Origin of the sequence: Aquitalea sp. USM4 (assembly GCF_004328945.1) — a bacterium.
In the GTDB taxonomy this organism is placed as follows: Bacteria; Pseudomonadota; Gammaproteobacteria; order Burkholderiales; family Chromobacteriaceae; genus Aquitalea; species Aquitalea pelogenes.
In genome coordinates, this window is sequence record NZ_CP029539.1 from 769,767 (window position 1) to 783,283 (window position 13,517).

Consider the following 13,517-nt stretch of genomic DNA (forward strand, 5'->3'; position numbering starts at 1 on the left):
CACCTGCCCGGCTCGCAGCATCCCGCTGCGCCGGCAGGCAGGACCGCCACTGGAAACAAGATGCAAACACCCCAAACCGTTACCGTTGCCCTTACCGGAGCCTCCGGCCTGCCCTATGGCCTGCGGCTGATCGACACCCTGATTGGTGCAGGCGTGCGCGTATGGGTACTTTATTCCCAGGCAGCACAAATCGTAGCCAAGCAGGAGATGGACCTGCAACTTCCCTCCCGCCCTGCCGAATTTGCCCAATGGTTGCAACAACGCACAGCTGCCGCAGAAGGACAGCTGGCGGTATTTGGCCGTGAAGAATGGTTTGCTCCGGTCGCCTCCGGCTCCAACCCGGCCGACGCCATGGTGGTCTGTCCCTGCTCCATGGGCACCCTGGCCGCCATTGCACAAGGCATGAGCGACAACCTGATTGAACGGGCTGCCGATGTCAGCATCAAGGAAGGGCGCAAGCTGATTCTGGTACCACGGGAAACACCATTCTCCGTCATTCACCTGGAAAACATGCTCAAGCTGGCGCGGCTTGGGGTGGTGATCCTGCCACCGTCACCGGGCTTTTATACGCACCCGTCCACCATCGAAGACATGGTGGACTTCGTGGTCGCCCGCATACTGGACCAGCTACGCGTTCCCAATAGCCTGATGCCCCGCTGGGGAGAACCCGGCAAGGAGTAAGCATGCACAATGCAGCCCTGTGGAGCCTGGCGGACTTGCGCCAGCTGGAAGCTGCCGCCGCACAGCGTGGCATCCAGCTGATGCAGCAGGCCGCGCAAGCCACGGTCGATTGGGTGGAGCAGCATGTCGCGCAAGGTGCGCGCATTCTGGTAGCTGCCGGTCCGGGCAATAACGGCGGCGATGCCTTGGTGGCAGCAGTACTACTGATGCAGCAAGGTTATCAGGTGGATGTGCTGCTGCCACAGCCACCGCTCAGTACAGAAGCCCGTGAGGCACTCCAGACCCTGCGCCAGGCTGGCGGCCTGCCGCTACAGCAGTTGAGTACTGATTACCCTCCGCCTGCCCTGCTGATTGATGGTCTGTTTGGCATTGGTCTGAACCGGCCGCTGGATGACTTCTGGTGCCAGCTCATCAAGCAGCTGAACCAGCTGTCCTGCCCCACACTGGCACTGGATTGCCCCAGTGGCCTGAATGCCTATACCGGCCAGGCTCCTTCAGCCTGCATCAAGGCCAGCCACACGCTGACCTTCCTGTGCCACAAACCGGGTTTGTTTTATGCCGCCGGTGCCAACCATGCAGGACAGGTGGAATGTGCACCACTGGACTATCCCGCAGAACTACAACCAGTGGCTGCCGGTTATTTGAACCGGCAGGATGCCCGCATGCTGGGGCGGGAGCCGGATAGCCATAAAGGCAGCCACGGCACGGTCAGCATTGTGGGAGGCTGCCCCGGCATGAGCGGTGCCGTGTTGCTGGCCGGACGCGCCGCACTGGCAGGAGGCGCGGGCAAGGTCCATGTGCTGAGCCTGGATCCGCGACTGGTCGTCGATACTGCTTTTCCCGAATTGATGCTGCATGGCGACGCCCAGCCTGCCAAGCAGCCCGCTTGTGATGTCCTGGCAGTGGGCCCCGGCCTCGGGCAAAGCGTGCAAGCTGTGCAGTGGCTGCAACAATCGCTGGGCAGCCCGCTGCCGCTGGTGCTGGATGCGGATGCCCTCAATCTGCTGGCAGCCGATACCGGTTTGCAAAAGCATCTGTGCCAGCGAAAGAACGCTACCATCATCACGCCGCATCCGGCGGAGGCTGCCCGTCTGCTGGCCTGTAGCACAGCAGATATTCAGGCAAACCGGCTACAAGCCGCACAACAGCTGGCCGCTACACTCAATGCAGTTGTGGTGCTCAAGGGGGCTGGCAGCCTGATTTGCGCCCCCGGGCAGCCCTATTACCTGAATACCAGCGGCGGCCCGGCTCTGGCAGTCGCCGGACAGGGTGATGTACTGACCGGCCTGATTGCCGCCTTATTGGCGCAGGGTATGAGCGCACTGGCAGCCAGCTGTCTGGCTGTCCGGGTTCATGGCCTGGCCGGGGACCAGTATCAGCAGGAAGCTGGCGGCCCTATTGGCCTTACCGCATCGGCTACTGCCTTGCGCTGCAGCGCCATCCTTAATCGATTAAGCAGTTAAAGCACGGTCCACGATCGCGATTCGGAGCGCTATCTCTCCACACACAAAGTCGATTAATGACATAGTCATTATAAAATTCATAAATTATTCTTTTTTTTATAGAAAAGTACCGTTCTCTGTGCTGTACACGGCTAGGTAGAATGGAGCCATTCCGTGATGGGAGATTTTCCTTGCAGCAACAGAAGAAAGCATATTTGTTCGGGCTGAGCGCCGTATTGGCATGGTCTACCGTGGCAACCGCCTTCAAGATCAGCCTGGCCCATTTGTCTCCGGCACAACTGGTTTTGTATGCAAGCATTGCCTCCACCCTTTGCCTGTTGGGAATTTTGCTAGCCCAGGGCAGGCTTGGCAGCCTGTGGCCTGCATTACGACAACACTGGCGCCATTCCTTAGTACTGGGTGCGGTTAACCCGCTGATTTACTACCTGATCCTGTTTCAGGCCTATGCGCTGCTGCCGGCACAAGAGGCCCAGGCCATCAATTACACCTGGGCGCTCACCATGACGCTGCTCTCGGTCCCCTTGCTCAAGCACAAACTCAGCCTGCACGACGCCCTGGCTGCCATCATTTGCTATCTGGGCGTGCTGGTGATTGGCACCCACGGTCAGTTGCTGAGCCTGCATTTTTCCAGCTTGCGCGGCGTGGGCTTCGCTCTGGCTTCCACTTTGCTGTGGGCGGCCTACTGGATCTTCAATGCCCGTGACAAGCGCGAACCGGTGCTGGGACTGACGCTCAATTTCTTGATGTCGCTCCCCCTGGCCTTGCTGTATTGCGCACTCACCGGCCAGCTGACTCCCGTTGCCTGGCAGGGACTGGCCGGAGCTGCGTATGTCGGTGCGCTGGAAATGGGCTTCACTTTTGTCTTGTGGCTCAGTGCGATGAAACTGACCTCCAGCACGGCCAAGATCGCCAACCTTATTTTCCTGTCACCGCTGTTATCGCTGGTGCTGATCCACTTTGTCATCGGGGAAGCCATCCTGCCATCCACACTGCTTGGTCTGGGGCTGATTCTCGGTGGTCTGCTGCTGCAAAAGCTGCAACGCAGCCAAGCCAGTTGTGCAGTACAGACACAGTAGACTATCAGGCTCAGGCTGGATATTGCTGGTCAGCACCGCGGATTACACACCTTCTTCTGCACAAAAGTGGTGCCATTTACCACCGGAATCCATGGAATTGACGTTTCCCTGACAGATTGAAGTGACATCCTCATGCAAGCAGTGACACCATGCATGACAGGCAAAAGTGGCATTTCAGTTCAAGACTTCCTAGGATTAAGCAGGCCTAAAGGGATAATAAAAGTAATGAACAGTATCAAATCCAAGCTCAGGCTCTGGCTGATGATAGGGGTGACGGTAGTGGTGGCCATTACCGGCTTGATGACGTACCAGCAAAACCGTAGCCAGGATGAAGAAGACTATCAGGCACAGCGCGCCTCACTGCAGGCACGGCTGGCACTGGCCTTGCCGCATGGTGTGTGGCAGATGGATGATGCCTACACCAGGCTGACACTGGATGCCGAACTGGGCTGGAGCTCCGTACTGGCCATCCGCATCACGGGTGATGCCGGACTGAATATCGGCCGGATCCGCAATAATGACACGGCCTCGCTGCGGGATATGGCACCTGCAGAAAAACCGGTTGCCGACGACACGCTGACCATTCCCATCATCTATCAGAACCGTGAAAAGCTGGGTGTGGCGACCATCTATCTGTCACGTAGCCAACTGGCCCATCGCCAGACCATGCACTTGCTGGAAATCCTGCTGGAAATCCTGGTGCTGGATGGCCTGATTTTCATTGTGATGACATATAACCTGAACCGCTTTGTGTTCGACCCGCTCAAGGAACTGCAACGCGCGCTGGACCAGGCAGCCAGCAGCAACGATGCCAGGTCACTACGCCTGACCGAAGCCACGCAGGATGAATTCGGCGCGGTCAGACGCAGTTTCAACCGTATTGTGGATCGCATCTCGGCTGATTTGGCCATGCGGACGGCAGCCGAAGCGCAGGCGCGCCAGGAGCGCGACAATGCAGAACAAGCCCTACAACAACTGGTGCAAACCCAGCAAACGCTGGTGGAAAGCGAAAAACTGGCCTCGCTGGGTAGCCTGGTGGCCGGTGTGGCCCATGAAATCAACACGCCTGTCGGCATCACGCTGACCACCGCCTCCCACCTGGCCACCAGTACACTGCACATCACCGAGAAACTGGACAACGGCGGCATCAAGAAAAGCGACTTCCAGGCCTATCTGGATTCGGCCCGTGAATGCTGCGATCTCATCCTGTCCAATTCCGAACGCGCAGCCAGCCTGATCCACAGCTTCAAACAGGTTGCCGTCGACCAGACCAGTGAACAACGGCGGGATTTCCAGCTAAACGATTACCTGAGCGAAATCGTCACCAGCCTCAAGCCGCGTTTCAAGCGTTCCCAAACCAATATCACCATCGACTGCGAAGATGACTTGCTACTGGACAGCTACCCCGGAGCCATTTCCCAGGTGGTGACCAATCTGCTGGTCAATGCCCTGGTACATGGATTTGAAGAAAAACCCGGCGGCAATATCCACATCCGCGCCGAGCGCTACCAGGCGGCCGAAGTGCGCCTGAGCATCCAGGATGATGGCAAAGGCATACCGGCAGAAAACATCAACCGGGTGTTCGATCCTTTTTTCACCACACGACGTGGCAATGGCGGCAGCGGCCTGGGCTTGCACATCGTCTATAACATCATCCGGCAACGTCTCGGTGGCACGATCGAAGTGCACAGCGAAGTGGGCAAAGGCAGCGTATTCATCATTACCATGCCCTGCACCGCTCCCGAGGTTTCCCACAAGGAGGGTAAGCGATGAGCCAGCAAGAGAGTAACGATGACAACTGGCTGCTGGAGGACGACCCGGCAGACGCCGGCAATGCACTGCAGTCGTACAAACGGCCATGGAAAATCCTGATCGTTGATGACGAACCGGATGTGCACAGTGCGACATCGCTGGCGATACGCAACATCCGTTACAAGGATCGCGGGCTGGAACTGATCAGCGCCTATTCCGCGGCACAAGCCGAGCAGATGCTGCAGCTGCACGATCATGTCGCCCTGATCCTGCTTGATGTGGTGATGGAAACCGATGATGCCGGATTGCAGCTGGTACAGCGCATTCGCGAAGTCATGCAGAACAACACCACCCGCATCGTGCTGCGCACCGGCCAGCCCGGCCAGGCACCAGAGCAGGAGGTGATCCTCAATTACGACATCAACGACTACAAGACCAAGACCGAGCTGACGGTACAAAAGCTGTTCACTACCGTGATTGCCTCCCTGCGGGCCTATGAGAACCTGATTACCATCGAAAAGAACCGTCAGGGGCTGGCCAAGATTCTGGAAGGTGCGGCCGATTTGTACCAGATGTTCTCGCTCAAGGAATTTGCCTCCGGGGTGCTCAAGCAGATCAGTGCCATTCTGGACGTAGGCACCGATGGCATTCTGTGCGTGGAAAGCACGCCGGACCTGACCGGTCGGCCGCAGCTGGAAATCCTGGCCGCTGCAGGTGCCTATGAAACCCTGCTCGAAAGCGGCAGCCTGGACGATTATCCCGAATTGGCCCAGGCCATCCGTCAGGCCTTGCTGGAAAAGCGCAATATCTATCAGCACCCCTACGATGTGCTGTGCATCACGGCCCAGAACGGCCGGGAATTTGCCGTACACTTCACGCCACCCTGGCCGCTGGATGATGTCGAGCGCAATCTGCTGGAAGTCTTCTGCCAACGGATTTCCTCGGCCTATGACAATCTCTACCTGTACAACCAGCTACGCCATTCGCAAGAGGCCACCGTGGTGGCACTGGCGGCCTTGGCTGAATACCGCGACACCGACACCGGGGCACACGTGCAGCGGGTACAGAAACTGACCCATGCCATTGCCAGTGAAATCCGCCGGGGCGGACATTATCTGGAACAGCTCAGTCCGGACTTCATGGACATGGTGGGCATGGCCAGCATCCTGCACGATGTGGGCAAGGTCGGAACGCCGGACCACATCCTGTTCAAGCCCGGCAAGCTGGACCCGGACGAACGCCGCATCATGGAACAACACGCCAGCATTGGTGCCAGCATTCTGGCCAAGTCGGCCCAGATGGTGGAAGGACAAAGCTATTTGTCACTCGGCTCGGAAATTGCCGGCGGGCATCACGAACACTTCGATGGCAATGGCTACCCGCAAAAGCTGAGTGGCCAGGCCATCCCGCTGTCGGCGCGCATTGTCGCCGTGGTAGATGTGTTTGACGCCCTGCTCAACAAGCGTCCCTATAAAGAACCATGGGAGCTGTCCGAAACCCTGGACTATATCCGCAGCCGTGCCGGCAGCCAGTTCGACCCGGTGGTGGTCACCGCACTGTGCACGCTGGTGGAGGAAAACCGTCTGCCTTTCGAGCTATAACATCTGCTGCAACGAAAAAGCCGCGCTGATTTATCAGGGCGGCTTTTTCAATACTGGGGCAAGGCTCAGGCAACGTAGAACATCACGCTGACGAACTGGCAGATGCTGCCACCCATCACGAACAAATGCCAGATGCCGTGCCCGTGACGGATCTTCTCGTCATTGATGAACCAGTAAATGCCGACGCTATAGATCACCCCACCCAGCGCCAGCCAGAACAGGCCCCCCCAGGACATGGCTGCAATCAGGGGCTGCATGGCAATCACCACCAGCCAGCCCATCACCACATAGAGAATCATCGACAACAAACGCGTACGTCGCCCCAGCGTGAGTTCCTGGACGATGCCGAAAATGGCCAGCCCCCAGCTCAAACCGAACAAGGTCCATCCCCATGCACCACGCAAGGTCACCAGACAGTATGGCGTGTAGCTCCCCGCGATCAGCAGGTAGATGGCCGAGTGGTCGCACTTTTGCAAAATCGCCTTGGCACGGCCTTTGGCGCTGTGATACAGGGTGGAAATCAGATACAGCAATACCAGGGTGGAACCGTACAGGCTGAAGCTGACGATCTTCCAGGGGTCACCCTGCTCGGCAGCCACATACACCAGGCTGATCAGCCCGGTCACCGCCAGCACGGTACCAATCAGATGGGAAATGCCGTTGAAGCGCTCTCCGTAATACATGTCACTCTCTCTTCTTACTGCAACCATGCGAATGGCCAGCTACGACTACGGGTCAAACAAGCGATTGACTGTTCCCGGTAACAGGCAGTTCCTGCAGGGACTACAACTAGTTGGCGGCACAAACCGGCAATGCAAGTTCAAACCACCATTTATTCTCGATATCAAACAGTATACAAAAACAAAGCGGGCCGCAGCCCGCTTTGTCACATTGGCAGTAAAAAACGTCGCTCAGGCGCCCAATGCCTTCAGCACGTTGCCACGAACCACTTCAACCGGTTGTGTGCCATCAATCTTCACATACTTCGGTGCCTTGGCATCGCCGCTGGCAGCACGCTGGCCATAGAAACCAACCAGGACTTCGGTTTGCTCGTGATATACCGCCAGACGCTTTTTCACGGTTTCTTCGTGGTCGTCGTCACGCTGGATCAGGTCTTCACCGGTTTCGTCATCCTTGCCAGCCACTTTCGGCGGGTTGAAGGTAACGTGGTAAGTGCGACCAGAAGCCACGTGTACACGACGGCCAGCCATGCGCTCGACAATGGCGGCATCCGGCACGTCGATTTCCACCACGTAGTCGATATCCACACCAGCCGCGATCATGGCTTCAGCCTGCGGAATGGTGCGCGGGAAACCGTCAAACAAAAAGCCCTTGGCACAGTCGTCCTGTGCAATACGCTCCTTGACCAGACCGATGATGATATCGTCACGCACCAGGCCGCCGGCATCCATGATGGCCTTGGCTTCCAGACCCAGCGGCGTACCGGCCTTCACGGCAGCACGCAGCATGTCGCCGGTGGAAATCTGCGGAATGCCGAATTCCTCGCGGATATAGTTAGCCTGGGTACCCTTGCCAGCGCCCGGAGCGCCCAACAGAATCAATCGCATAATTACTCCCGTCAGTTTGTATGTCGTTTATTGTGATTGGTGTTCTTCGGCCGTCTTGCATTGCGGCCTTGCCTGACGCTCAGCGTCCGGCCAGTACGGCACGCACCCGTTCCAGATCCTCCGGCGTATCCACGCCGGCTGCGGGTGCCTCGCTCACCGTGGCCACCATGATGGGGTAGCCGTGCCACAACACGCGCAGTTGTTCCAGTGCTTCAAACTGTTCCAGCGGTGCCGGGCTCAATGAGCTGTAGGTTTGCAAAAAACCTGCCTGGTAGGCATACATGCCAATGTGCCGCAGGACCGGTAGGTCGGCAGGCAACACGCTTGTATCGTGTGCAAACGCGTCACGGGCATAGGGGATGGGCGCCCGGCTGAAATACAGGGCCCGCCCAGCGTGATCCAGTACCACCTTGACCACATTGGGATTGAACATGTCCTGCGCGGCATGAAAAGGGTGCGCCACCGTTGCCATCGGCACACCTGTTTCTGCCATCAGTGCTGCCAGCTTGTCGATCAGGGCCGGGTCGATCAAGGGCTCGTCGCCCTGTACGTTCACCACCACCTGCCCGGCAGGCCATTGCATGCGCTGCGCGACTTCTGCCAGACGGTCAGTACCGCTGGCGTGATCTTCCCGCGTCATCACCGCTTCGATGCCATGTGCGGCACAGGCTGCGAGAATGTCGGGATGATCGGTTGCCACCACCACCTGGCTGGCGCGGCTTTTTGCTGCCTGCTCGGCCACGCGCACCACCATGGGTTTGCCGCCCAGGTCGGCAAGCGGCTTGCCTGGCAGACGGCTGGACGCCATGCGCGCCGGAATGACGATGGCAAAACCGCTCATTTTACTTCTTCTTCCGGCGCCAGTTCGCGCGCCTCGGTTTCCAGCATCATCGGGATGCCGTCCTTGATCGGGAATGCCAGACGGTCGCCCTTGCAGATCAGTTCCTGCCGGGTCTTGTCGAGTACCAGCGGGCCTTTGCACAGCGGGCACACCAGAATGTCCAGAAATTTAGCGTCCATGTCTTATCTTCAATCGGGAAAGTAGCCAGCCGGCAAGATCCGGCGTCAGCTGGGCCGTCACCGGCAAGATCCATAGTCTAGCACGCTGCGCCGCATCATGAATCACTCCCCGCAATTTCACCGCATCTTTGCTGGTGACGATGACAGGACTGTCGCCGCCAGGCAAATCGGCAGCACTGAAAACATGATGATCGGGAAAATGCAGGCACTGCTGCAAAGTAAAGCCTTGCTGTTGCAAGGTTTGGAAAAAACGCTCCGGGTGACCGATGCCAGCCAGCGCAATCACCGGCTGTCCGGCAAAATCTCCTGCCTGGCGATAACGGTCTGGCTGGGCCAGCGATTGCAGCATCCCGCACTGCAATTGCATGTCAAACCGCGGCAGGTCTGCCGGCAAGGGCAAGTCGGCACCATGACCATTCACCACCACGGCATCAACACTGGCCAGCCGGCTGGCAGGCTCGCGCAAGGGGCCACCAGGCAACAGGTGTCCGTTACCCAGCCCGCGGGCCCCGTCCAGCACCACCACCTCCAGCGTGCGAGCCAAACGATAATGCTGCAGGCCGTCATCGGTCAGGATCAGCTGTGTTTCGGGGTACAGACGTAACAGGTGCTCACCCGCGGCCACCCGGTCCCGCCCGACCACTACCGGCGCACCACTGGCGGCCAGCAGCAGCGGTTCATCCCCCACTTCGTCAGGCGTGCTCTCCGGCAAGACCAGAGTTGGCTCAGCATGCGAACCGCCGTAACCACGGCTGATCACCCCCACCCGGACACCTTGCTGATGCAGGCTGGCCAGCAAACCCAGGGTAAGCGGCGTCTTGCCCACACCACCGACATTGATGTTGCCGATGACCACCACCGGCACACCCAGGCGCTGGCTGCGCAATACACCAAGCCGGTACCCTGCTCTGCGCAGGCCCGCCAACAGAGCAAACAGCCCTTCCAGCGGAGCCAGAAGGGCTGTCAGCCACCATCTCGGTTGATACCAGTGGCGTTCGATCAGTTGACTGAGTCGACTCACGGCGTGGTGTTCTGCGTGGCAAATGTCAGCTGCAACAAACCGGCTGCCCGGGCAGCCTCCATCACGCTGATCACCGATTGATGGGTCGCCTTGGCATCGGCATTCACCACCACCACCGGGTCTTTCTTGCCGGCAGCCGCATCACGCAGCTGGGCTTGCAAGCCGGCCTTGTCACCCGGCAACAGTTTATGGCCCGCCACATCCATTTCACCGGAAGCCGCCACAGCAACGGTGATCGGTGTGGCTTCCTGCTGACTGGTATCGGCCTGTGCCGTGGGCAGGTTGATCTTCATCTCGGCAAATTTGGAATAGGTCGTGGTGACCATCAGGAAAATCAGGATCACCAGCAACAGGTCAATCATCGGGATGAAGTTGATTTCCGGCTCCTCACGGTGCCGTCCGCGACGGAAATTCATGACTGGTTACCGTTCTGACGCTCGCCATGCACCACTTCAACCAGCTTCACCGCCTGTGCTTCCATTTCCACCAGCAAGCCATCCACACGAGCGCGGAAATGGCGGTAGAACATCATGCTGGGAATGGCCACGATCAGGCCGAAAGCGGTGTTGTACAGGGCAATGGAAATACCATGGGCCAACTGTTGCGGATTGCTGGAACCACCCGGCGCCTGGGAACCAAAGATTTCAATCATCCCGATTACCGTACCCAGCAAACCCAGCAGCGGTGCCATGGCGGCAATGGTACCCAGCGTATTGAGAAAACGTTCCAGCTGGTGCGCCACCACACGGCCTTCGTCCTCGATGGCATCTTTCATTACTTCACGACTGACACCAACATTACGCAGGCCCGCAGCGAACAGCTTGCCCAGCGGGGAATGGTTCTGGAGCAACTGCAACAATTCGGCAGAGGCTCCGGCGCGGCGGTATTCGGCCACGGTTTGTGCCAACAGACCATCAGGAACGATCAACGAGGCACGCAAACTGAACAGACGCTCGAAGATGATGGCCAGCGAAATGACCGAGGCCAGAATGATGGTCCAGATCGGCCAGCCGGCCGCTTCAACAATTGACCACACGAAACACTCTCCAAAGCTTTAGCTAAACGCTAAACTTTAGCGGTTGCGCCAGTTCTCGGCAACCATGGCGGCTGTCATGCAGCGCAGAAAAACAGGAAATTACGAAACAAATACAAGAAAATTCCCTAAGCTGTGATTTTGTAAGGGAAATTTGCCTGCATCCACAGATCCTGTGGATAACTTTGTTGATAAGCATGTGAACAGATAGGGCAAAACCGCACGGCAGGCCCATTTCCGGCAACTGACCGCAATTTGCACAAACAATATAACATATTGATTGTACAGTGATTTATTTTCAATCACTTAACACTACATCCTTCTTTGTCCGACAATTTACAGACGACAAAAACCGGTATTTTTGTTGTGGATGACTTGACAACCATGAATTTCAATAGCACGGCCAATGACGTCATCAGCGTCTCTTCCCTTAATCGCATGGTGCGTGACTTGCTGGAGTCCGGCCTGCCACCGTTGTGGATTGGCGGAGAAATTTCCAACCTGACCCTGGCTGCGTCTGGTCATGCCTATTTCTCCCTCAAGGATGGCGGCGCACAAATACGCTGCGTGATGTTCCGCCACAAACTGTCCTTGCTGCCGTTTCGTCTGGCAGAAGGCATGCAAGTGGAACTCAAGGGCCTGGTCACCCTGTACGAGGCCCGCGGCGATTACCAGATCAATGTTGACACCATGCGCTCTGCGGGGCTTGGCCGCCTGTACGAGGCCTTCGAAAAGCTGAAAAGCCGCTTGAGTGCTGAAGGCTTGTTTGATGCAGCACGCAAACGTCCGCTGCCAGCACACCCTGCAGCCATCGGCATTGTCACCTCACCGGCTGCGGCGGCGCTGCGCGATGTGGTCACCACGCTGGCCCGGCGCATGCCGGACATCCCGGTCATTCTTTACCCTGCGCAGGTGCAAGGGGAAAGCGCTGCGCGACAGATTGCAGCCGCCATCGAGCAAGCCTCGGCACGGCAGGAAGTAGAAGTGCTGATTGTCTGTCGCGGCGGTGGCAGCATTGAAGACTTGTGGTCGTTCAACGAAGAGATTGTTGCGCGTGCCATTGCCGCCTGCCGGATTCCGGTGGTCAGCGGTGTCGGCCACGAAACCGACTTCACCATTTGCGATTTTGTTGCTGACCGCCGCGCCCCTACGCCGACTGCGGCAGCAGAACTGGTTTCCCCCAGCCAGGAGCAACTGCGCCTGCAACTGGAGCAAGCCAAACGCGGGCTGGAGCGAGCACTGGGTCGGTTGCTCGTGGATAAATCACAGCAACTGGACTACCTGTCCCGCCGGCTGAATCACCCAGGAGAAATACTGCGACGGCAAGTGCAAAGCCTGCAGCAGGCATCCGTGCGTTTACGTCGTAGCCTGGATGGCGTATTTGACCGTCGCCGCTTTGGCTTGCAGCTGGCAAACAGCCGCCTGCAGCGGCATCAGCCACAGTTGCTGCGCCAGCAACATCAGCTGAACCAGTTGCAGGGAAGCTTGCAGCGCGGCATGCAACTGCTTATCAGCCGCCGCAAACAGATGCTGCAACAACAGGCAGCCACGCTCGAAGCCATGAATCCGCAGGCAGTACTCAACCGTGGTTATGCCATCGTGCAAAAGCAGGATGGTCATGCGGTGAAGTCGCCACAGGAATTGCTGAACCGCGAGCGCGTGCTGTTGCGCCTGGCCGATGGCGTCACCGAAGCGCTGGTCGATCACCCCACTGGCGCGCAACCGGAATTGCCCTTCTGAAAAGCAAGGGCGCTTGACAGCGGGATGAAATGTATCGAGGATGAATATCAAACAACCGTTTGAATTTAAGCCATGAAACTTTCACCACGCCTGCTCAAGACACTGATCAACCTGTGGCCGCCCTTTCTGGGTGCCGGCATCAAAGTGGGGCATATTGCGCCAGACTGGCAGCAGGTGGATGTACGCCTGCGGCTCGGGCTGACCAATCGCAATTACGTTGGCGTGCATTTCGGTGGCAGTCTGTATGCCATGACAGACCCGTTTTTCATGCTGATGCTGATGCAGTCGCTGGGGCCGGACTACGTGGTGTGGGACAAGGCGGGCAGCATCGAATATCACAAACCGGGCAAAGGGGTGGTACACGCCCGTTTCAATCTGGACCATCAGCAGATCGCAGATATCCGACGCCATACGGCGACTGGGGAAAAACATCTGCCGCAACTGAAAGTCGATATCCGGGACAGTGCTGGCGACGTGGTGGCGACGGTGCACAAAATCCTGTACGTCAGACGCAAAAAAGGCCGCTGAGCGGCCTTTTTGCATTGACGATGCCAGGCTGAAA

At 58.0% G+C, this 13,517-nt stretch carries 14 protein-coding genes; 7 read left to right on the forward strand and 7 right to left on the reverse strand.

Going from position 1 to position 13,517, the window contains the following annotated elements:
- Positions 1 to 60: 60 nt before the first annotated feature.
- The 5 genes from DKK66_RS03570 to DKK66_RS03590 all read left to right on the forward strand — a co-directional run bounded on the left by DKK66_RS03570 (position 61) and on the right by DKK66_RS03590 (position 6,573).
- The gene (locus DKK66_RS03570; RefSeq protein WP_045845542.1) at positions 61 to 681 is read left to right on the forward strand and encodes a flavin prenyltransferase UbiX; all 621 of its coding nucleotides are present in this window, start codon (positions 61 to 63) and stop codon (positions 679 to 681) included.
- Between the two features lie 2 nt (positions 682 to 683).
- Complete coding sequence (locus tag DKK66_RS03575) at positions 684 to 2,144, forward strand: NAD(P)H-hydrate dehydratase (protein WP_131355579.1); 1,461 nt, start codon at positions 684 to 686, stop codon at positions 2,142 to 2,144.
- Between the two features lie 170 nt (positions 2,145 to 2,314).
- Entirely contained in the window at positions 2,315 to 3,220 is a 906-nt protein-coding gene (locus tag DKK66_RS03580; RefSeq protein WP_131355582.1) for a DMT family transporter, read from the forward strand.
- 225 nt (positions 3,221 to 3,445) lie between these two features.
- Complete coding sequence (locus tag DKK66_RS03585; protein ID WP_165494100.1) at positions 3,446 to 4,993, forward strand: HAMP domain-containing sensor histidine kinase; 1,548 nt, start codon at positions 3,446 to 3,448, stop codon at positions 4,991 to 4,993.
- Positions 4,990 to 6,573, forward strand: a complete 1,584-nt coding sequence (locus DKK66_RS03590) for a DUF3369 domain-containing protein (RefSeq protein WP_131355588.1) — start codon at positions 4,990 to 4,992, stop codon at positions 6,571 to 6,573. Before DKK66_RS03585 ends, DKK66_RS03590 begins: the two co-directional genes overlap by 4 nt.
- A gap of 65 nt (positions 6,574 to 6,638) precedes the next feature.
- Here DKK66_RS03590 and DKK66_RS03595 read toward each other — a convergent pair whose 3' ends face one another.
- From DKK66_RS03595 to DKK66_RS03625, 7 genes are all read right to left on the reverse strand, one after another.
- Positions 6,639 to 7,256 (reverse strand): hemolysin III family protein, encoded by a 618-nt coding sequence (locus tag DKK66_RS03595; RefSeq protein WP_045845537.1) that lies wholly within the window; start codon positions 7,254 to 7,256, stop codon positions 6,639 to 6,641.
- A 228-nt stretch (positions 7,257 to 7,484) separates the two neighbouring features.
- Positions 7,485 to 8,141, reverse strand: coding sequence for an adenylate kinase (gene adk / locus DKK66_RS03600; protein WP_062788051.1), 657 nt, complete (start codon positions 8,139 to 8,141; stop codon positions 7,485 to 7,487).
- Positions 8,142 to 8,220: 79 nt separating this feature from the next.
- Positions 8,221 to 8,982, reverse strand: coding sequence for a 3-deoxy-manno-octulosonate cytidylyltransferase (kdsB, locus tag DKK66_RS03605; protein WP_062788053.1), 762 nt, complete (start codon positions 8,980 to 8,982; stop codon positions 8,221 to 8,223).
- A complete protein-coding gene (locus DKK66_RS03610; RefSeq protein WP_045845534.1) occupies positions 8,979 to 9,161 on the reverse strand; it encodes a Trm112 family protein in 183 nt (60 codons plus the stop codon). The genes kdsB and DKK66_RS03610 overlap by 4 nt, the downstream gene beginning before the upstream one ends.
- Positions 9,151 to 10,182 (reverse strand): tetraacyldisaccharide 4'-kinase, encoded by a 1,032-nt coding sequence (gene lpxK / locus DKK66_RS03615; protein ID WP_131355591.1) that lies wholly within the window; start codon positions 10,180 to 10,182, stop codon positions 9,151 to 9,153. The genes DKK66_RS03610 and lpxK overlap by 11 nt, the downstream gene beginning before the upstream one ends.
- Entirely contained in the window at positions 10,179 to 10,598 is a 420-nt protein-coding gene (locus tag DKK66_RS03620) for a biopolymer transporter ExbD (RefSeq protein ID WP_045845532.1), read from the reverse strand. Before DKK66_RS03620 ends, lpxK begins: the two co-directional genes overlap by 4 nt.
- Positions 10,595 to 11,218: a MotA/TolQ/ExbB proton channel family protein gene (locus DKK66_RS03625; RefSeq protein WP_045845531.1), complete on the reverse strand. Its 624-nt coding sequence runs from the start codon at positions 11,216 to 11,218 to the stop codon at positions 10,595 to 10,597. The genes DKK66_RS03620 and DKK66_RS03625 overlap by 4 nt, the downstream gene beginning before the upstream one ends.
- A gap of 381 nt (positions 11,219 to 11,599) precedes the next feature.
- Here DKK66_RS03625 and xseA point away from each other — a divergent pair, with 381 nt between their 5' ends.
- Positions 11,600 to 12,955 (forward strand): exodeoxyribonuclease VII large subunit, encoded by a 1,356-nt coding sequence (gene xseA, locus DKK66_RS03630; RefSeq protein WP_131355594.1) that lies wholly within the window; start codon positions 11,600 to 11,602, stop codon positions 12,953 to 12,955.
- Positions 12,956 to 13,027: 72 nt separating this feature from the next.
- Entirely contained in the window at positions 13,028 to 13,483 is a 456-nt protein-coding gene (locus tag DKK66_RS03635) for a DUF4442 domain-containing protein (protein WP_131355597.1), read from the forward strand.
- Positions 13,484 to 13,517 lie beyond the last annotated feature (34 nt).